15 protein-coding genes are annotated in these 19,778 nt (G+C 41.7%); 9 read left to right on the top strand and 6 right to left on the bottom strand.

What is annotated here, in order from left to right; all coding sequences use genetic code 11:
- Positions 1–22: 22 nt before the first annotated feature.
- The 7 genes from H5186_RS13215 to H5186_RS13185 all read left to right on the top strand — a co-directional run bounded on the left by H5186_RS13215 (position 23) and on the right by H5186_RS13185 (position 6,529).
- Positions 23–2,815, top strand: coding sequence for a monovalent cation/H+ antiporter subunit A (locus H5186_RS13215; RefSeq protein ID WP_149983002.1), 2,793 nt, complete (start codon positions 23–25; stop codon positions 2,813–2,815).
- Positions 2,815–3,162, top strand: a complete 348-nt coding sequence (locus tag H5186_RS13210) for a Na+/H+ antiporter subunit C (RefSeq protein WP_145240450.1) — start codon at positions 2,815–2,817, stop codon at positions 3,160–3,162. Before H5186_RS13215 ends, H5186_RS13210 begins: the two co-directional genes overlap by 1 nt.
- The gene (locus H5186_RS13205) at positions 3,159–4,676 is read left to right on the top strand and encodes a monovalent cation/H+ antiporter subunit D (protein WP_182794561.1); all 1,518 of its coding nucleotides are present in this window, start codon (positions 3,159–3,161) and stop codon (positions 4,674–4,676) included. The genes H5186_RS13210 and H5186_RS13205 overlap by 4 nt, the downstream gene beginning before the upstream one ends.
- Positions 4,676–5,212, top strand: a complete 537-nt coding sequence (locus tag H5186_RS13200) for a Na+/H+ antiporter subunit E (RefSeq protein WP_145240454.1) — start codon at positions 4,676–4,678, stop codon at positions 5,210–5,212. Before H5186_RS13205 ends, H5186_RS13200 begins: the two co-directional genes overlap by 1 nt.
- Positions 5,206–5,475 (top strand): K+/H+ antiporter subunit F, encoded by a 270-nt coding sequence (locus H5186_RS13195; protein ID WP_016707651.1) that lies wholly within the window; start codon positions 5,206–5,208, stop codon positions 5,473–5,475. Before H5186_RS13200 ends, H5186_RS13195 begins: the two co-directional genes overlap by 7 nt.
- Before the next feature lie 11 nt (positions 5,476–5,486).
- A complete protein-coding gene (locus H5186_RS13190) occupies positions 5,487–5,819 on the top strand; it encodes a Na+/H+ antiporter subunit G (protein WP_145240456.1) in 333 nt (110 codons plus the stop codon).
- 125 nt (positions 5,820–5,944) lie between these two features.
- Positions 5,945–6,529, top strand: a complete 585-nt coding sequence (locus H5186_RS13185; RefSeq protein ID WP_145240458.1) for a hypothetical protein — start codon at positions 5,945–5,947, stop codon at positions 6,527–6,529.
- A gap of 62 nt (positions 6,530–6,591) precedes the next feature.
- Here the strand turns inward: H5186_RS13185 and H5186_RS13180 are convergent, their stop codons facing one another.
- Positions 6,592–7,662: an efflux RND transporter periplasmic adaptor subunit gene (locus H5186_RS13180; protein WP_257326219.1), complete on the bottom strand. Its 1,071-nt coding sequence runs from the start codon at positions 7,660–7,662 to the stop codon at positions 6,592–6,594.
- A gap of 17 nt (positions 7,663–7,679) precedes the next feature.
- The gene (locus tag H5186_RS13175; protein WP_149982999.1) at positions 7,680–10,790 is read right to left on the bottom strand and encodes an efflux RND transporter permease subunit; all 3,111 of its coding nucleotides are present in this window, start codon (positions 10,788–10,790) and stop codon (positions 7,680–7,682) included.
- A gap of 260 nt (positions 10,791–11,050) precedes the next feature.
- On the opposite strand from H5186_RS13175, the gene H5186_RS13170 reads away from it, so the two are divergent.
- On the top strand, positions 11,051–12,079 hold the full coding sequence (locus H5186_RS13170; protein WP_220493608.1) for a DUF2804 domain-containing protein: 1,029 nt from the start codon (positions 11,051–11,053) through the stop codon (positions 12,077–12,079).
- 241 nt (positions 12,080–12,320) lie between these two features.
- On the opposite strand, the gene H5186_RS13165 is transcribed toward H5186_RS13170, so the two are convergent.
- The gene (locus tag H5186_RS13165) at positions 12,321–13,472 is read right to left on the bottom strand and encodes a multidrug effflux MFS transporter (RefSeq protein ID WP_182794560.1); all 1,152 of its coding nucleotides are present in this window, start codon (positions 13,470–13,472) and stop codon (positions 12,321–12,323) included.
- Positions 13,473–13,571: 99 nt separating this feature from the next.
- Between H5186_RS13165 and H5186_RS13160 the strand changes: the two genes are divergently transcribed.
- Positions 13,572–14,357, top strand: coding sequence for a helix-turn-helix domain-containing protein (locus tag H5186_RS13160; protein WP_182794559.1), 786 nt, complete (start codon positions 13,572–13,574; stop codon positions 14,355–14,357).
- Positions 14,358–15,044: 687 nt separating this feature from the next.
- Here the strand turns inward: H5186_RS13160 and H5186_RS13155 are convergent.
- The 3 genes from H5186_RS13155 to glnD all read right to left on the bottom strand — a co-directional run bounded on the left by H5186_RS13155 (position 15,045) and on the right by glnD (position 19,733).
- On the bottom strand, positions 15,045–16,037 hold the full coding sequence (locus H5186_RS13155) for a tetratricopeptide repeat protein (RefSeq protein WP_259400336.1): 993 nt from the start codon (positions 16,035–16,037) through the stop codon (positions 15,045–15,047).
- Positions 16,038–16,277: 240 nt separating this feature from the next.
- On the bottom strand, positions 16,278–17,105 hold the full coding sequence (gene dapD, locus H5186_RS13150) for a 2,3,4,5-tetrahydropyridine-2,6-dicarboxylate N-succinyltransferase (RefSeq protein WP_145240464.1): 828 nt from the start codon (positions 17,103–17,105) through the stop codon (positions 16,278–16,280).
- A 9-nt stretch (positions 17,106–17,114) separates the two neighbouring features.
- Positions 17,115–19,733, bottom strand: a complete 2,619-nt coding sequence (gene glnD / locus H5186_RS13145; RefSeq protein ID WP_145240466.1) for a [protein-PII] uridylyltransferase — start codon at positions 19,731–19,733, stop codon at positions 17,115–17,117.
- Positions 19,734–19,778 lie beyond the last annotated feature (45 nt).

Below are 19,778 nucleotides of genomic sequence, written 5' to 3'. Positions count from 1 at the left end.
TGACTTCAAAAGGTTTCTCTCTATGACTTTGCTCTGGATACCCCTGTTATCCTTAATTGGCAGTGTTATTTCTTCCTGCACCGGCAAATTGACTCGTAATCAATCTACGAGCTTAACTATGCTAGCGCCTTTATGCGCCTTAGCAATTGCGATTTATCACACGCCAGCGGTTTTAGCGGGTGAGACAATTCGCTTTACCACACAATGGATACCAGCGCTGGGTATGGAGCTGGCTTTTCGCCTAGATGGCTTAAGCTTATTGTTTATCTTTATGATCTTAGGGATCGGGTTGCTGGTTATTTTTTATACCCGTTATTACCTAAGTAATAATGACTCGATGCCAAAATTATACTGTTACTTAATGCTGTTTATGACTGCAATGCTCGGTATTGTGATGTCGAATAACGTGATTCAACTATGGCTGTTTTGGGAATTAACCAGTATTAGCTCATTTTTGTTAATCAGTTTTTGGTGGCATAAATCAGAGGCCCGCAAAGGGGCACGTATGGCATTAGCAGTCACTGGAGCCGGTGGATTAGCTCTACTAGGCGGCTTACTACTGCTTGGTGATATTGTTGGTAGCTATGATCTAGACGTTATTTTAGCTAGCAAAACATTGATCCAGTCACATGACTTATACGAAGTTGCATTAGTGTTGGTATTGCTAGGTGCATTTACTAAATCAGCTCAATTCCCATTTCATTTCTGGTTACCGCACGCAATGGCAGCCCCAACGCCAGTGAGTGCCTATTTGCATTCAGCGACTATGGTAAAAGCCGGTATCTTCCTACTTGCACGTTTTTATCCAGCGTTAGCTGGAACAGATATCTGGTTTATTTTGGTTGCCATGACCGGCTTAACAACGTTATTGGTCGGCGCCTACATCGCTTTATTTAAGCATGATTTAAAAGGGCTGCTGGCGTATTCAACCATTAGCCATTTAGGTTTGATCACTTTATTACTTGGGTTAGATACTGAACTTGCCACAGTAGCGGCAATATTTCATATTATTAACCATGCAACGTTTAAAGCGTCATTATTTATGGCCACCGGTATTATTGACCATGAAACTGGTACGCGAGATATGCGTAAGCTCAATGGTATGTGGCGATTTATGCCTTATACAGCGACACTGGCAATGGTTGCTGCAGCGGCAATGGCTGGGGTGCCGCTATTAAATGGTTTCTTGTCAAAAGAAATGTTTTTTGCAGAAACCTTACATCAACAAATACTAGGTTCTATGTCGTGGCTTATTCCTGTATTAGCAACTCTAGCGGCTGCTTTTTCTGTGGCATATTCGGCACGCTTTATTCACGATGTATTCTTTAATGGCGACCCAATCAATTTACCAAAAACACCGCATGAGCCTCCTCGCTATATGCGTGTGCCAATCGAAATACTAGTTGTGTTGTGTTTACTAGTCGGTATGTTTCCAAACTTTGTGGTTGATGGTATTTTGTCAGCGGCGTCGCTAGCAGTTCTTGGGGAAGCGACACCACAGTTTAAACTGTCAATTTGGCATGGTTTTAATTTACCATTGCTTATGAGTGCGATGGCTGTCGTGGGCGGTGTATTTATATATATTCAGCGTAAGCACTTATTTAAGTTTCAAGCATCACTACCTCCATTAAATGCTAAAAAAACCTTTGAGCGGTTTGTCTATGCGATCATTAAGTGGAGTCAAGAAAAAATCAGCAGCACCGAAAATGGTTCTCTGCAACGTTACATTGTTGTGATGTTGGGGGTAGTATTGTTGTGTGCTGGTTGGCCATTGTTTGAAATGAACGCTTTGGCGGGTACTGCGCCACGTACGCCGATCGATTTTCATAATGCCATTGGTGCAGGTTTAATGATCATCGGTGCCATTAGCACTGTGATTTGGCATCGCTCACGGATGGTATCGTTATTGATGATATCAATCGTAGGGTTAATGGTTTCAGTGGCATTTACTCGCTTCTCAGCGCCCGATTTAGCGCTTACACAGTTAACCGTAGAGGTAGTGACAGTCATTTTATTAATGCTGGCATTATTCTTCTTACCGCAACGCACACCTAAAGAGTCGAGTTCATTACGTATTTTACGTGATTTAGGGATTGCCTCAGCAGTGGGGGTGGTTATTGCCAGTATTTGTTATGCATTATTAACGCGTCCGCTTGAGTCAATTTCAGATTTCTTTATCGCCAATGCAAAAACTGGCGGAGGCGGTACCAACGTCGTAAACGTTATTTTGGTTGATTTCAGGGGCTTTGATACCCTAGGGGAAATCACGGTACTGGGTATTGCAGCGTTAGGTATTTATAAAGTATTAACTAATTTACCATTGTTTATGCCAGCCAGCGACAGTGAAGGTCGCCCTTGGGCGCGAGAACGTCATCCACTGTTATTAGCCAGTATTTCACAAAGTTTATTGCCATTGGCGTTATTAGTCTCTGCGTATATCTTTTTGCGCGGTCATAACTTACCTGGTGGGGGCTTTATTGCCGGGTTAGTCACTGCAATTGCCTTTATTTTGCAGTATATGGCTCATGGTTCAATTTGGATCTCTGAGCGCTTTGATGTGAACTATCGAAAGATCATTGCCTCGGGTATCGCCATTGCAATGTTAACAGGGCTAGGAAGTTGGGCATTTGGACGACCGTTTTTAACCACTTGGTTTGAATATTTTGATGTGCCATTTATCGGCAAAGTAGAACTGGCCAGTGCCATCGTATTTGATTTAGGTGTTTACATGACCGTAGTCGGCGCGACCTTAATGATACTCGCAAGCCTAGGTAAGTTAACCGCAGATACACCTAAGAAAGAGGTAAATATTTAATGGAACTGTTATACGCTTCATGCGTTGGTGTATTGGTGACTTGTGGGGTGTACTTGATCCTAAGAGCACGGACTTTTCCGGTAGTATTAGGGTTAACGATGCTGTCATACGCAGTGAACTTATTTTTATTCTCTGCGGGGCGCTTAACTATTAATAAAGCCGTCGTGCTTGGTACTGGCACTGACTATGCCGATCCGCTGCCGCAAGCTTTAGTTTTGACTGCCATTGTAATTGGTTTTGCAATGACCGCCTTTGTCGTGATTTTGGCAATTCGTGGTCGTGCTGATTTAGGCAATGATCATGTAGATGGTCACTTAGGTAAAATTGAACACAAGGAGCACAAATGATCCAGCATCTAGCTTCTTGGCCAATTTTATTACCTATGCTTGCCGGCATTATTTTACTGTTACCTCCCTGTGGGAAAAGTATTCCTATTCGTCGTGTTACCTCTGTAGTCATGGCATTATTAAACACTTTCGTCAGTGCGCTATTATTATGGCAAGTTTTCCAGTCAGGCATTATTGTGTATGCCATCGGCGGCTGGCAAGCCCCATTTGGGATCGTGCTGGTTGCTGATTTAGTGTCAGTCCTACTGGTGTTACTAACGTCATTTCTAGGTTTGGCTGTTACTGTTTACAGCTGTATGGGAGATGATGAAAAAGGGGGCTTTTTTCATCCTTTAGTACACTTTTTGGTACTGGGTGTTAACGGTGCGTTTTTAACAGGGGATTTATTCAACCTGTTTGTATTTTTTGAAGTGCTGTTAATTGCTTCCTACTCATTACTAATGCATGACGGTGATAAACACAAAACGCGATCAGCCATTCAATACGTGAGTTTAAACCTGATTGGATCGAGTGTTTTTTTGATTGCACTGGGTATTTTATATGGTGTATTAGGCACCTTGAATATTGCCGATATGGCACAAAAAGTGTCGCAGTTACAGGGCGATGACGTCTACCTTGCAAAAATTGGTGGGTTATTACTGCTGGTTGTTTTTGCGCTAAAAGGCGCATTGTTACCACTGCACTTATGGTTACCCAATACTTACGCTAGTGCAATGCCTGTGGTGGCAGCGTTATTCGCAATTATGACTAAAGTGGGTGTATACGCAATGCTGCGTGTCTATACCGTTATCTTTGGTGATGAAGCAGGGCAACTTGCACACATGGCACAACCTTGGTTGTGGGGCTTGGCCGTTGCAACTATTATAGTTGGCTCCATTGGTGTTGTTGCCGCGCAAGATTTACGCAAGCTCACTGCTAATTTAGTGATTGTATCGGTGGGGACTTTAGTCGCCTTAGTCGCATTACAAAACATTAATGCCACAGCGGCGCTGTTGTATTACTTAGTGCATTCAACCTTAGTGTGCGCGGCCTTATTTTTAGTGGCCGACCTGATTGCTCATCAGCGTGGTAAAGTTGCGGATCGTTTAGCGCCAGGACGCGGCGTAGCGCAACCATACTTATTAGGCACGTGCTTTATTATTGCTGCTTTAGCTGTAGTCGGCATGCCACCACTGTCAGGGTTTATTGGTAAAGTGTGGATTTTAAAAACCACCTTAGATAGCGAAAAAGCATTGCTATTTTGGCCTGTTTACTTGCTTGCCAGCTTTGCATTATTGGTCGCATTATCTCGAGCGGGTACTACCTTGTTTTGGGAACGCAAACACCAAGACTGTGAACCGACTGAAGGAGTAAAAGCGCATCCATTGCAGATCACGGCAATAATTGCTTTATTAGTTTGTTCGCCTTTGTTAGTGATCTTTGGCGGCGCAGTAAGTGAATATATGATTGCTGCTGCTACGCAATTGCATGATATTACCGGTGGTATCAATACGGTACTTGGAGGGGGCTTATAATGCGTTTAGAATCACGTTTTCGTTGGTTACCAACACCTTTTCGCAGTGCATTATTGTTTGTCGTATGGCTGCTACTTAATAACAGCGTATCGGCAGGTCATATAGTGTTGGCTGTGATATTCGCTATTTTAATTCCTTTAGTCAGTTTTCCATTTCGCGAACCGCAACCGCTTATTATTAAGCCCGGTTTAGCGCTAAAGCAGTTAATTATCGTGATGTACGACATTATTACCGCCAATATGCAAGTCGCATTGCTTATTCTTGGGCCAGTTAAAAAACTGCGTCCCGCGTTTGTAAAAGTACCAATAGAGCTCAGCCATGCTATGCCTATAACTATTTTGGCAAGCACAGTATCGCTCACACCGGGCACCGTAAGTGCAGAGGTATATCCGATACCTGAATCTCTCGCTGAGGGTGAGCAACCAACGCAGCGTTATTTGCTTATTCATGTATTAGATTTAGATGACGAACAAGCATTGATCGACACCATTAAACAACGTTACGAAGCACCTCTTAAGGAGATATTTCAATGTTAGAAACGGTCTTTTTAATTGTTTTTGCAATGATTGGTTTATCGTTACTGCTTAACTTATGGCGTTTGGTGGTAGGCCCTTCGGTACCTGACCGCATTTTAGCGCTAGATACTATGTATATTAATACCATAGCGTTAATTATTTTATACGGTATGAGTATGGGCACAGGGTTGTATTTTGAAGCTGCACTGTTAATCGCGATGCTTGGCTTTGTAAGTACAGTAGCGGTATGTAAGTACTTGTTACGTGGCGACATCATCGAATAAAGGGTAATAACATGATCAGTGAATGGATAGTTTCTATATTATTATTAATCGGTGGTGCATTTATATTAATAGGCTCGATAGGCCTTATCAAAATGCCGGACTTTTTTATGCGCCTGCATGGTCCTACAAAAGCAACAACCCTTGGCATGGCTGGAATGCTAATCGCCGCGATGGTATTTTTTAGTAACACGCAAGATGGCGTTAGTGTCAAAGAATTATTGATCTCAATTTTCTTATTGATCACCGCACCGATCAGCGGTTACATGCTAATAAAATCAGCAATACACCATAAACTAAAAGCCAAAGACGGCACCAAAGGTTTGGATAACATCGAAGACGATTAATTTTTTGAAGATTGAAGATTGAAGATTGAAGATTAATATCAGCCCGTTAAGTTACTTTAACGGGCTTTTTATTCACGGTTTTTATTTGTACACTCAAACCTATCATCAACTGCCATCACTTATAAATGCTAAAACATAAAAAACTTATTATCGCGTGCTTGCTGATATTATTGCCGTTGCTAGATAGTTTATTTATACCAACGGCTTTTGGGCTGCAATGGCATAATGCAAAAAGCATGTATTTACTCAGTGCTTATATGATGCCGATTAAATTAATATTGGTGACTATCGGTGGCTTTTTGTTAGCAAGCCACGGTCATCCCCATCATGACGAGCCCCGAGTTTGGTATGCTAAATTATTTGATATCAGCTTTTTTATATTGGCAGGGATCCAATTTATTGTCCTAGCAATCATTAGTGCATTGTATCTAGTGGTTGGCACTCAAGCCGACGACTACCGGCAACAGGGGAATATTAGTGTGTATACCTCGGATGTTGGCGCGTTTGGCAAAGCAACGCATTATTTTTCTTATCAATGCACTGATAAAAATGGCTTTTATACTTTAACACCGATTGCCACCCTCGATTGGTTAGGGTCGTTCACATTTAGTGAAAAAGCGAATACCTTAATCATCAAGCATGACGATCACAGTGGTAAAGGCGAACAAATTAAACCAATAGATATCAGTGGATTTGGCTGTAAATACTGAGTTGTACCCAGCAACTTTGGGAAAAGTTGCTGGATGAAACGGCCTACTAGTTAGAGTTCTGATTATTTTATCTGTATCTCGACATCTTGCCCTGTTTGTAAACGTTCAGCACCACGCACAGCCACGTTATCTCCTGCATTTAAACCGTTATCTGCAATTGGCGAGACTTCGACAAGTGGCCCTTTTCCACTGCCAACGGTTACAGGAATTTTTATCGCTTGACTTTTCGCATCAATTTTAACCACATGTATGCCTTGCTTACGGATGATTAACGCATCTCGATTTACCAATAATACGGGATTTTTGCTGGTCAATGGCACGGTTACATCAACAAGTTGGCCAATTGCCCAAGCGTGTTGTGCATCTGCTTGTAAATTGGCGCGTATTTCAACTGTCTGAGAGCGTGGATCTGTAGATGGAATTACCGCAGTTATTATTGCTGCAGCTGTTTCTGGTTGCGATAAGTCACCCGCTTTAATGGGAAGTTCGATGCCTGTTCGTAAATATTTTAAGTATCTAACGGGTACATATATACGTACTTCTAAATGATGAATATCAAGTAGCGTAAGTAACTCATCAGCACGGTTTATTTCACGACCTGCGCGCTTAAAGCGCTCGCTTACAACGCCAGCAAATGGCGCACGAATAGTTGCTCTTGTTAGTTTGTCATCGATTACTTTAAGTTCGATCTTCGCAAGTGCTATGTCAGAGCGAGCCAGATCGTGCTTATTTTGCACTTCGTCTACTTGGCTTAGTGCGGCGCTGCTAGATTTTTCTAACTCTTTTAAGCGTTTTAGGTCTTGTTGATATAAACGTAAATTAATATTAGCGCGATTGAGCATTTCTTCTTGGCGTGCTTTATCTAATTCTAAAGGTAAGGTATCCATACGAACTAAAATATCATTTTTCTTAATCACGCTGCCAGGCTCGGCAACATAGATAAGACGGCCACTAATGCCTGCTGTTAAAGTAACATCGTCTTTGCCAAACAGCGTACCATTAACTTCTATTTCACTGGTTAACGGCGCTTTAGTGACCTGTGCAACAGTCACAGGAATAACGGCAAAAACAGGTGCTATAAATAAACAGTTACATAGGATGAAAGACTGCATGGCTAGTTTAATTCTATTCATGATTAGATTCTCTATATTCATTGGCTTGTAGCTAAACTTTTTGCTGTATTGTTTACTGATTGATTATTTGACGCAGGCGGTGTGCTTCGGCCTAGTTGTAACAAACTAGGCATTAAAATGAGAGTGAACAACGCACTGATCGCCATACCACCGACTATAACGGTTGCAAGCCCTCTGTAAATTTCAGAGCCTACACCGGGCATTAGCATCAATGGCAGCATGCCAAATAAGCTCGTAAGTGTACTTAAGTAAACAGGCCTTGCCCTTAGTAATATCGCTTGTTTGACCGCCGCCTCACGACTTAAACCTGATGTCATCGCTACCTTAGTTTGATCCACTAATAATATGGCATTGTTAACTACTAACCCTAACAAAATGATAAACCCTATCATGGTGAGCAAATCAAGCGATTGAAAAGTAAATAGGTTTAAAATAAACAGCGCTAATACGCCACCAGCAATGGCTAGAGGCATAACCAGTAAAACCAACGCACTGTCTTTTGCGGATTTAAACAGTGCTGTCATTAATAAAAATAAAATAAACAACGCCAACACAAAATTCAGCGCCATTTCGGTCATCGCCGAATTCATTTTTTGTGCGTTGCCAGCCAATATTGCTCCCGCATTACTTGGCAGGCTAGCTCTGACTTTAGGCATTACCTGTTCGCTTAAAATTGCTTGCGCTTGTTGTAAGCTCATATCAGCAGGTGGAGTTACGACTATGCTCACTGTACGGCGACCATTTACCCGACGTAACTGAGTGGGTCCCACAGTACGTTCAATGTTGGCAAGCTCGCCAAGGGTTTGTATACCTGCTTGTGGGGTAACAATCGGCAGTGCTTTTAGTTCTTCTGGGGTTTGCCAAGGAATGCCTCGTAAAATGACATTCATGCGTTCATTACCATCAAAATATTCATTCACAAATAAACCACCAGTATATGCTTGTACTGCTTGCGATACATCTCGACGAGTCAGGCCTGCTTGGGTAATACGGCGATCATTAGGTGTTAGTCTAAGTTCAGGTTCAGCCATATCAAGACGAGGCTGTGGCTGGGCGGTAGCATCTGGTAGAACTTCATTGACGGCGTTTAGTGCAATTTGTGCTGCATTAACTAAGTCATCCATGTTCGGCCCGGTTAGGTCAATATTGATATCGCGGCCATCACCACCGTTTGCAACTTGGATCATTGAACCACGAAAGAAAAATACTTGCGTGTCGGGTAAATCAATAAAAATCTCTTCTTTGGCTACTTTCATTAACTCTTCGACTCGTTGTGGATCGGCTGAGTAAATAAAGCCACCTGCATTTGAGCCAAAAGCATAAAAATTAAAATCTTTAATACCAGGTTCTTTTTCGCCATTGAAGTAGGGCATGAGTCGTTTTTTAACTCTGAGTAAGAGCTCTTCTTCCATAAATTGCACATTCCCACCTGGTGGCGTGACCAAATTGAAAAAGAAGCCATCAGTAGGCGCGCGTGGCATAAAATCGGTTTTCGGTAGCATAGTTAATGTTGCTATCACTGAGCCGCCAAGTAATACGATAATCCACATAATTTGCTTAACGCGAGTGTTCGTTAACTTCATAATAAAATTACTGAGCTTTTGCCAATAGTAATGATATGGGTCCGCTTTGATTTGCGCATCGGGCCATAGATGATTCGCTAATGGGATAAGTGTAATTGCGCATATCATTGATGTGATAACCGCTACAGAGAGTGTCAGTGCTAAATCAGAAAACAATTGCCCTTCAATACCAGCCATAAATAAAATAGGTAAAAATATTGCAACACTCGTTGTTGTTGATGCAAATAACGCCCCAGTAACTTGGGCCGCTCCTTTAAGCGCCGCTTTTTTATTATCTAGGCCTTCAGCGCGAAGTCTGGCGATATTTTCTTGTACTATAATAGCCGCATCTAACACTAAGCCAACAGCAAATGCCAGACCCGCGAGTGATATAACATTTAGACTACGGTCAAAAACATTAAGCGCTAAAAATGCCACCATCAATGAGATTGGAATAGTCGCTGCAATCACTAAAGTAGCTTTCAGGCCTCTAAAAAATAACCATAAAATTAAGCAAGACAAAATAACGCCAAGGCCTAAGTTACTTTTAACTAACGACAGTGCATTGCGTATATGCACCGAGGCATCAAAACTAAGCTCAATAGAGAGTCCATTCGCTGCCAGCGGCCCTTCATTTAGCTCTTTTATTGCTAGATTAATATCGTCAAGTAACGCAACCGTATTGGCTTTATTAGCGCGAGAAATACGGATGTAGTAGGCTGGTTTTCCATTACGTCCACTCATACCTAAGCGGTCAGAGTAAGTCCGTTCAACACTGGCTATATCGCCTAAATAAATAGGCCTATCATCTGAGTAACCAACGCGCATTTGTGCCATGCTAGATAAGTCATATTGTCCCGTAAAACGCACTGTATATTGGCGCCTACCTACATTAGCTAAGCCACCTGAAGTATCTCGTGAACTGGCAAGTACGTTACTAATTTTATCTAGGCTTATTCCTAAGGCTGCTGCTTTATGCGGATCAAACGTAATACGCAATTCTTTCGGGCGTTCACTGGCCAGATCCACCCGCGCAACACCTGGAATTTGCGCTAATCGTGGTTCGATAAACTCATCAATTTGTTTTTGAAACTGCGACATATCAAAATCTAAACTATCCGATTGATAATCTTTAGGTGTGATCAGTAAGGTTGCTGCCGCCTCACCATTATTTCCGCCAGCGAATACAACAGGGTCGAATGCGTCTAAAGGTAAAGGGGGAGCTTGATTAAGGCTGGTTAATACATCAAGCATGGCTTGTTGCATATTTTGGCCAACAGCAAAGGTTAGCGTAATAGCGCCATTACCTCGGTTGATATTGGTATTTACTTCTAATGCGCCAGGTGTATTTTTAACTGCATTTTCAATGGGCTCAATGATAACCGATTCAATCTCTTCGGGTGCAGCTTGTCGCCAACCAGAGAAAATTGTAATTTGCGGTTGTTCAATATCAGGGGTTAATTGAATCGGCAACTTAAAAATGCTTAATATGCCAAACAACATAATTAGCACCAAGATAACAATGACACTCGCAGGGTTTTTTAGCGAACTACGTGTCAGGTTCATTGTGTGTCTTCCAATATTTGTTTTTGTGCATTGTAGTGATATGTAAAAAAAGCGCCACTATCATAAATAGAATGTATGTCAAAAAGTAACCAAGAAACCACTAAATCAGCCAAAAGAGGCAATTTTGTAATAACTTGTAACACTTTAAGTATAAATTAGGTGGCAATTTTTTAAGCGATCATTTTTAAGTTGTTTTGAGTTAGACTTACCAACAATATTTTTAATCGATAAAATGTTGTTTAAAAAGCAAGGAGCTTATCATGAAAAAGCATGAGCTGATTGACCAAGATGGACAAGCCGACTTTGGTATTTTTCCAGATGGAGTAGATGACATCAATTACTTGGATTTTGACCTGCGTAGTACTATGGGTAAATCCAGAAGTACGCTTTTTAAAAAGTTAAGCTTTAATCAATTTCAATTTATTAGTTTGAGTTGTGAGCAGTTAATTATTGGTTTAGCGATCGTTGATTTAAAAATTGCGAGTCACTGTTTTGTATATGTATACGACCCACAAACGACAGAATTCGATGAAGTCAGTTTTATCAGCTTACTGGCTTTAAATACGTGTATTGATAGCACACCAAACACCGGGCAAGCGACTTTTCGAAAAGGGCGTAACAGCGTAACTATTAATACAACCGCTAAGCCGCAAATACGCTCGGTAGAGGTAAATTTAAAGTCCGGGCTGAAAATTAGTGCCTGTATTGATGAATCGATAAATTATAACCCGCTTGCGGTGTGTGTTCGTGCCGGTTTTACAGGCTTTCATTTTACCCAAAAAACTGCCGCATTACCCTGTACTGGAACACTTCAGTGGCGTGGTAAAAAATATGTATTTGAAGAGCTTAAAATACTGGCAAGTGTTGATTGGAGCGCGGGTTTCATGCGTCGCGAAACCTTTTGGAACTGGGGGAGTTTAGCCTGCACATTAGCTGATGGCCGCCGCTTAGGTTTAAATTTAAGTGCGGGGGTTATTGAAACAGGTTTTACCGAAAACGCCTTGTGGCTCGATGGCACGCTTTATAAAATTGATATGGTCGATTTTCAATTTGAGCGCTATGGTAATGCTAAAGCAACGAGTAAATGGCGGCTGCGTTCAAACGACGGTATCATCAATTTATACTTCGAACCAGAAGGTAAACGCCAAGATAAAACTAACTTAATTATTATCGCGACTAACTTCACTCAACACTTCGGCCGTTACTATGGTGAAATAACTCTTGCAGACGAAGTTATCACACTTAACGGCGAATGGGGATTTACCGAAGACCACTATGCGAAGTGGTAAAGAGTACTTAATACCAATCGACTTAAATATTTAACCATTCTAGCGAGCTAAATAAAGCGCTAACTGCGTTATAATTTTTTCAAGTAGAACAACTGCATGTCAAAATTTATGCCTTGTTATCACTCCATTTATCTGTCGCTATAAATGGTCAGTAACTTTACACGATTGGTATAACCTGACTATCGTTTAAAAATGAACTTAACATCTATCCCAAGATCAGCTCGTTGCCGCGTCACTAAATTCAATCGATTTGTTTAACGACTATAGTGCTTAATGCACTGCGTGATAATGTAACAACTAATGTACCAACGCCACAAGCAATCAAGACCAAACCTAGATTTTGAGCTGCACCGGCCAGTCCCAAACCATTGCCAATCAAAAGGTAATAAATAAGTCCAAATAGCGCTGCGGCACTCCCTACTTGCTGTTTGTAGTCACTTAAAGCCATACTGAGTACATTGGGGATCGCAATGGCGAAAGCCATCACGATGATCATCATTGGCGCGATAAACCAAATCGAATCTTGTATTAGGTAAACACCGACAGCACCCAACGTGAGTAAAGTCGCGGCAGCTTGCAACAGCAAATGCTGCGACACATGTTTCGCCAGCAAGCCGTTGTTAAGATAACTCCCCAGCAGTGAGCCAAGTCCCAAAAAAATCCCACTGTAACCAAATTGCTCAGGCGTGAACCCCAGCGCTGCGAAATTAAATCCGCCCAGCTGGTAATAAGAAAAAAGGGAAATGTTGTAAAGTGCCACCAACAATGCCGATTGCCAAATTTTTACATCTTTGAGCATGCGAATGCTTAGCGAACCGAGTTTACTAGGCTGCTTGCTGGTTTGCGTTTCTGGCAACTGAAACAAATTATAGGCAAACAAACAAATCGCCATAACAAATAACATAAAGAACACATATTGGTGGCCGCCTGCTTGTGATAGCTGGCCACCGATGAACATACCAATCACCGGACTAAGAGAGAGCCCTATTCCCATCACACTAAATACTTTGCCGAGTTCTTCACCATCAAAGGAATCGCGCAACATGGTTTGGGTTACCACTGAGCCCACGGCTATGCCAAAAGCGCTCAATGCGCGAGCAATCATCAGTGCAGTAAAGTTTTCGGTTTGCATAGCCACGAAAGCTGCGCAGCCGTATATAAAAAGCCCCAGTAGCATTGTTGGCCGTCTACCTAATTTATCCGCTAAGATGCCCCAGACGGCGACGCCAACGGCAAAAGCAGCAAAGTAGATCGACATTGTTTGTGCAGCTTGGCAATATGAAATTGCAAACGATTTTGAAATCGAACCTAAAGCTGGGCTGTAGATAGTTTCTACTATTTGTGGAAACATCAACATGATCACCATCAACCAAAGAGATGGTTTAACTTTCATGACTTATCCTCTATAGGAATTTAATTGGCTCGGAGTGTATACTAGTGATCGCAAGGCAGGTTAACGACATTAACACCATAAATATCAAGATTCAGACAAATGGCCATTATTTCTCAAAATACAGTATTTAATGCCGATACATTCACGGCGAGCGTGATTGGGATTGCTGCTGATGTCGGTCAACATGACTCGGGCACACATCAGCATCACAAAGGCCAGTTACTTTATGCACCGCAAGGCTGTATGACTTTCTCTATGGAGGACACCATCTGCATCTTGCCGCCGACCAAAGCGGTCTGGATCCCACCGCAGACTCCGCACCGGGCTGTGATGATCAATGTGGTGGCTTACCGCTCTCTCTATTTCGATTGCACGATTTTCAAGGGGCCTGAAACGGTCACTATGATTGAGGTCAACGATCTCTTAAAAGCCTTGATCGATAGAATGGCATTCTGGCCTTGGGATAAAGCGGAAGATGAGATAACTAAGACGGTTGCGCTATTCTGGGAAGAGTTTTCCATCGCCAAACGCAATTTTTACCAACTTCCTTTACCGACGGATCCCAGGTTGAAACTGTTTCGCACACAAGTGATGCAGGATGATTTTTTAGCACCAACTGCAGCCGCACTGGCCAAATCCATTGAATTAAGTACCAAAACCATAACTCGATTGTTCAAAGCCGATACTGGCATGTCGTATCAGGATTGGCGTCAACAATGGCGCTTGCTCAAAGCTATTGAGCTACTGTCAGCCGGAAGACTAGTTGCGGATGTCAGTGTATGTCTTGAGTTTTCATCCGACAGTGCTTTCATTGCCTTTTTTAAGAAGCAAGTTGGGCAAACACCATTAAGCTTCATGAAACGTGAAGCCAAACCTGTCAATTAACATGGTGCAATGTTTTCAACAAATTAAAAAATACCACTACTAAAAAAGGAGTGGTATTTTATTCTACGTTATTTGCTGATAACTGAATCTAAAATCGCATAGGCAGCTTTGACCCATTCTACGTTGGGGGAATTTTTATTTGCTAACATTACAATGTCAGCATTTTTTGCCGGAATTAGGTTACTAACTGTGTAAGTTTTGTACTTCCAATAACACTATTTTTTAACTCGGGTAGGTATGTATCAACAGTATCATCAAATGGTAGAGTACCATTGACTTGAGGATAACTCGCGAAGGTCGTAGCAAAGGTTATACTGACCGAGCCTTATCCGGTGTTACTGCTTGGCTCTTTTGTTTATTAGCAACACCATAATTTTAAAAGTGTGATTTACCATCAAGAATAAGGCCTACCACTAAACCATGAATGTGGTATTGCTGCATTAATCGTTCAGCTTGCTTGTCGACTTCTTTTTTCAATATTTCATTGTATCTCTTGTTAATGAATAAAGTAGCCACACTAAAGTAGCTATATTGCAATAAAAACCAAAAAGACAGCTGTTATTTTACGAATATCACGGTTAATTTTTACTGAATTAAAATTTTAAGACTAAAAAAGAGCACTGGTATTCTGTCGTTTTGAGCTTAAGAAAACCTCAGGCACCAACAATTACCACTGACATTTTTTAACTAACTCAAACCAAGACGAGTAAACTTTTTAGGGAGGATTTTCTTTGGTGGTGCGATAGGGACTTCGAGCTTTTTAGCAAAGTAACGGTGTACAAAGGTTTTCATTTGATCGCTTTCTAATTGCTCGTAAGCTATTTGCAATTTTGCTACGTCCTTTCGGCTAACATAATTTCCTTTAAGTTTTTTAAAACGCATTTCCAGCCATAGTAATAAAGCTTGTTTAGCCTCATTGGGAAAGGCATGGGTTAAAGTGGATGTGGGTCCGTATAATCTTTCAAAGTTTATTGTTTGATCTTGGATCAAAAATACCATTAACAGATTTAATCCTGCAGAAATTTGTCCCGCTCGCTTGTCAATAATTTGATAACGGCTTAAGGCACTACGAAAATAATGTTCAGCTTCTGGGATTTTATTCTCATCAAGTGCCAAATAGCCCAAGTTACTTTCTATCATGGCGACAACGTTAGGGAGGTTTAAACGCACCGTGAAATTATAGCTTTCGGCATATAGGTTACGCGCTTCGTCATTGTTATTTTGTGCCATAGCGACCAGTGCCATACTGTTGGTAAGCGTCAAGCGTTGACGATCATTTTCAGCGTATTTATAACCACATTGAAAACTTAGTTGGGCATCGTCTAAATACTCTGCATAGCGTAGCCAAATACCTAACGCACTCATAATAGACGTTATTCTCTTTTTGAAATAAGGGGCTTGCTGCTGACTAAATATCGCATCTACAGACTGATGAAGGCGGTCAAATTGACTGGTCGGAACGGCTGCTCGGGCGTTAATAAGATGCCAACGAATAAATAACTCAGGTGAAACTTTATCGATATCGTCAAGATTTTCAAGAATAATAATAGATTGCGCTGGGTTGACCACAAGGTAGTCTTCAGCTTCGTTTAACTTATTTTCAAAAGTGCTTAGTTCAGTAGCAAAAGCTTGCTGAAAACCAAGTAACAGGAACCAACATATAACGAAAAGCCGTAACAACTTGATCTCAATTACTTAATGATGTGATTGATAATTATAGTTGCCGCAGTCATACAAATCAAAGCTAATAAACCAGAATAAGTTCTCAGCTATCAAGTATGTTGTATTTAAAGGTGATATTTATCATAAAAGAGAAAATAACACAGATAGAAAAAGCCCTAGATCTATATAGATTTAGGGCTTTCATTTATTTACTGTTAATGTCAATCAGCTTATTGTTTAGAACTTTTCAGCTCTCTATTATTCGTCTATCGATCTCAATAATGCATTAATCCCTACTTTTTCGCGGGTTTGCTGATCTACTTTTTTCACGATAATTGCAGCGTACAAGCTGTGAGTACCGTCTTTTGATGGCAGTGCGCCTGGAACAACCACTGCACCTGCTGGTACGCGGCCGTAGTGGATCTCGCCAGTTTCGCGGTCGTAAATGCGAGTACTTTGGCTGATGTAAACACCCATTGAAATAACAGCGCCTTCTTCAACGATCACGCCTTCTACAATTTCAGAGCGTGCACCAATAAAACAGTTATCTTCAATGATAGTAGGATTGGCTTGTAATGGCTCTAAAACGCCACCTATGCCAACACCTCCTGACAAGTGTACGTTCTTACCAATTTGTGCACACGAGCCTACAGTGGCCCATGTATCAACCATAGTGCCATCATCAACGTAAGCACCAATGTTTACATATGATGGCATCAATACTACATTTTTACCGACAAAGCTGCCTTTACGGGCAACAGCGTTTGGTACAACGCGCATGCCACCTTGCTGAAATTGCTCCGGTGTATAGTCGCTAAATTTCAGTGGTACTTTGTCATAAAACTGGTTTACGCCGTCGTTCATTGGTTGATTGTCACGAATACGAAACGACAGTAACACGGCTTTTTTTAGCCATTGATGGACAACCCACTCACCACTGATTTTTTCAGCAACGCGTGCGGCACCACTATCAAGTAGCTCAAGTACATCGATTATGGCTTGTTTTACATCACTAGGTACTGTGCTCGGGCTGATGCTATCACGGTTATCCCAGGCGTTTTCAATGGTGGTTTTTAAATCTGACATAAGATCCTCTTATTCGGTTTCTGCGTTGAGTTTTTTACGCAATGCTTGATGAATTTTTGCTTGTTCTTCGTCGGTAAGAGCTTGGTATTCGTTATTCGATACCACGAAGAAATCTTCTGCACGTTCACCTACGGTGGTGATCCGCGCGGCGTGTATATGTAATAAATGGGCTTGAAACACTTCGGCAATTTTGGTTAATAAGCCAGGAATATCTACCGCTTGAATTTCGATTAAGCTGCGGTCTTTACGCGGGTGAGGGCGCAGGATAATTTTTGGTTTAATATTAAAATCTTTAAAGCGTTGTGAGCGATTCTTTTTAAAGCGAATTTTCTTTTTCGGATCAGCAAGCGCTTGATCAAGGCCGCGTTTGATTGACTGCGCTTGAGCGCTGGCAATCGGGTCGCCACTGACTTCAAGTACTACAAAGCTAAACAGCACATAGCCGTCGCGAGTGGTGAGCACTTGAGCATGTTGAATTTGCGCTTTTTTAGAGCCGATCACACTTACTAAACGGGCAAATAAACCGCCGGAGTAGGGGCTATAAACAAAAATCTGTGTACCGCCGTGCATGGCTGTATTTGATACCGCAACACTGGGTTGGCTTAAATCAACGCAGTTTAGTAAATGTTCGGTGTGCCATGATAGTTGTTGCTCACTAAAGGCCGTAAAGTAATTTGCTTTAAAACGGCTCCAAATTAAATCAATCTGATTTTCATCATAGCCATTGTTGATTAACCGTTGTTTGGCTTGATGCTTTTTATCGCGAATTTGGTCGCGCTGATCCATAGGATTTTCAAGGCCTAACCGTAACGCCCTTTGAGTATGCAGGTAAAGCTCACGCAACAAGGTGTTTTTCCAATCATTCCACAAGTTGTCGTTAGTGGCGCGAATATCTGCGACGGTTAAGCAGTATAGATAATCAAGTTGTCGTTCGGTTTTAACTCGAGTAGCAAAGTCTTTGATCACATCTGGGTCATTAATATCTTTACGCTGTGCAGTTACAGACATAAGTAAATGGTTACTAACTAGCCAAGCAATCAATTTGCCATCGGAAGTTGAAAAACGGTGTAATTTGGCAAAAGCAATGGCATCAACAGCACCGAGTTCTGAGTGATCGCCGCCACGGCCTTTGGCAATGTCATGGAAGATACCCGCTAAATACAGTAGCTCGGGCTTGTCCATGCGGGTGACTATTTCACAACAAATAGGAAACTCACTGACGTTTGCTTTATCAAAATATTGATAAATGTTATTGATCAACTTATGAGTATGTTCATCCACAGTATAAGCGTGAAATAAGTCAAATTGCATCTGTCCAAAAATGTTTCGCCACTGGGGTAAATAAGCGGCAAGCATGCCGTGCTTGTGCATTAAAGTAAATGCACGGCCCATGCCGTTAGGGTGTTTAATTAGCCGTAAAAAGGCTTCACGACAGGCGGCATAATCTTGCAAATCTCCTAACAGACGACGGCGCACTTGGCGGATGGTACGGATAGTACTTGGGTAAATATGGGTAATTTCAGGGTTATCGGCAATATGTTCGAACAATACAAATAGTTGATCACGGCGAAAGAACACTGACGGATTTTTTACCCTAATTTGATGGCCAACACGTTCGAAATTACGATCGAGTTCAACTACTGCTTGTTCGTTACTTTCCGGTAAAATGCTTTGTTCAAAATATGATAACAACATTTGATTTAGCTCACGGACCCGGCTCATGATCCTAAATAATCGCTTCATCATCCGCTCAACTGAAGCTTTACCATCGCTACCAAAGCCAAGTAAATCAGCGGCCAGTGGTTGATGATCAAATAACAACCGGTTCTCAGAGCGTCCAGCCGCTAAATGCAGCGCAAAACGGATATTCCAGAGATTTTCTAAACACTCTAGGAGCTCTTGGTATTCTTCATGAGTGAGATAGCCGTGGCTAATAAGCTCTTGTAAGGTTTCGGCTCTAAAATGTTTTTTAGCAACCCAAATGATGGTTTGCAGATCTCGCAGGCCTCCGGGATTTTCTTTGATATTTGGTTCGAGGTTGTATGCTGTACCGTGACATTTTTTATGACGCAGTTGTTGCTCATGTACTTTTGCTAAAAAGAATTCGTCAGAGTGCCATACAGGCGTATCAAGAATATGCTCTTTGAGTTTTTCATATTCAATGTGATTACCGAACAGTAGTCGACTTTCAAGCAAGCTAGTGGCAAAAGTTACGTCGGCACGTTTTTGCTCAATCGCTTGCTCAATGGTACGCACACTGTGGCCAATTTCTAAATTAAGATCCCATAGCATGGTCACAAATTGGCCGATTTTTTCACACACTGCATCACTAGGTTGCTCAGTAACTAGCAGTAAAAAATCGATATCTGAATAGGGGTGCAGCTCACCGCGACCGTAACCGCCAACGGCGATCAAGGCTAAATCTGGCTCATGGGCTAAATCATAAACATGAAACAGTTTAATCAGTAAGCGGTCGATAAACTCAGCCCGGGCATTAATCAAATTACCGACTGGCTGTTTTGAAAACTCGTTTTGTAACCATTTATAAAAATAATTAGAACAATCGCGATAATCGGTTAATTGCTCAGCATCGCTGAGCAATTTTTTAACTTTATTGGGTAATGCCACGTGGGCTGGCTCCTTAGCATACTAATTTCACCCTAAGTCGGGTGA

Origin of the sequence: Pseudoalteromonas sp. SG41-2, from assembly GCF_014164535.1 — a bacterium.
GTDB lineage: Bacteria > Pseudomonadota > Gammaproteobacteria > Enterobacterales > Alteromonadaceae > Pseudoalteromonas > Pseudoalteromonas rhizosphaerae.
Note: the sequence above shows the minus strand (reverse complement) of the source record. Positions and strands in the feature narration are given on the sequence as shown.

Bases quoted from the DNA above. Each gene is read 5' to 3' on its own strand.
- H5186_RS13170 (WP_220493608.1), top strand. From the start codon at position 11,051: ATGAAAAAGCATGAGCTGATTGACCAAGATGGACAAGCCGACTTTGGT.
- H5186_RS13210 (WP_145240450.1), top strand. From the start codon at position 2,815: ATGGAACTGTTATACGCTTCATGCGTTGGTGTATTGGTGACTTGTGGG.
- H5186_RS13205 (WP_182794561.1), top strand. From the start codon at position 3,159: ATGATCCAGCATCTAGCTTCTTGGCCAATTTTATTACCTATGCTTGCC.
- H5186_RS13215 (WP_149983002.1), top strand. From the start codon at position 23: ATGACTTTGCTCTGGATACCCCTGTTATCCTTAATTGGCAGTGTTATT.
- H5186_RS13195 (WP_016707651.1), top strand. From the start codon at position 5,206: ATGTTAGAAACGGTCTTTTTAATTGTTTTTGCAATGATTGGTTTATCG.
- H5186_RS13165 (WP_182794560.1), bottom strand. From the start codon at position 13,472: ATGAAAGTTAAACCATCTCTTTGGTTGATGGTGATCATGTTGATGTTT.
- H5186_RS13180 (WP_257326219.1), bottom strand. From the start codon at position 7,662: ATGAATAGAATTAAACTAGCCATGCAGTCTTTCATCCTATGTAACTGT.
- H5186_RS13160 (WP_182794559.1), top strand. From the start codon at position 13,572: ATGGCCATTATTTCTCAAAATACAGTATTTAATGCCGATACATTCACG.
- H5186_RS13190 (WP_145240456.1), top strand. From the start codon at position 5,487: ATGATCAGTGAATGGATAGTTTCTATATTATTATTAATCGGTGGTGCA.
- H5186_RS13175 (WP_149982999.1), bottom strand. From the start codon at position 10,790: ATGAACCTGACACGTAGTTCGCTAAAAAACCCTGCGAGTGTCATTGTT.
- H5186_RS13185 (WP_145240458.1), top strand. From the start codon at position 5,945: ATGCTAAAACATAAAAAACTTATTATCGCGTGCTTGCTGATATTATTG.
- dapD (WP_145240464.1), bottom strand. From the start codon at position 17,105: ATGTCAGATTTAAAAACCACCATTGAAAACGCCTGGGATAACCGTGAT.
- H5186_RS13200 (WP_145240454.1), top strand. From the start codon at position 4,676: ATGCGTTTAGAATCACGTTTTCGTTGGTTACCAACACCTTTTCGCAGT.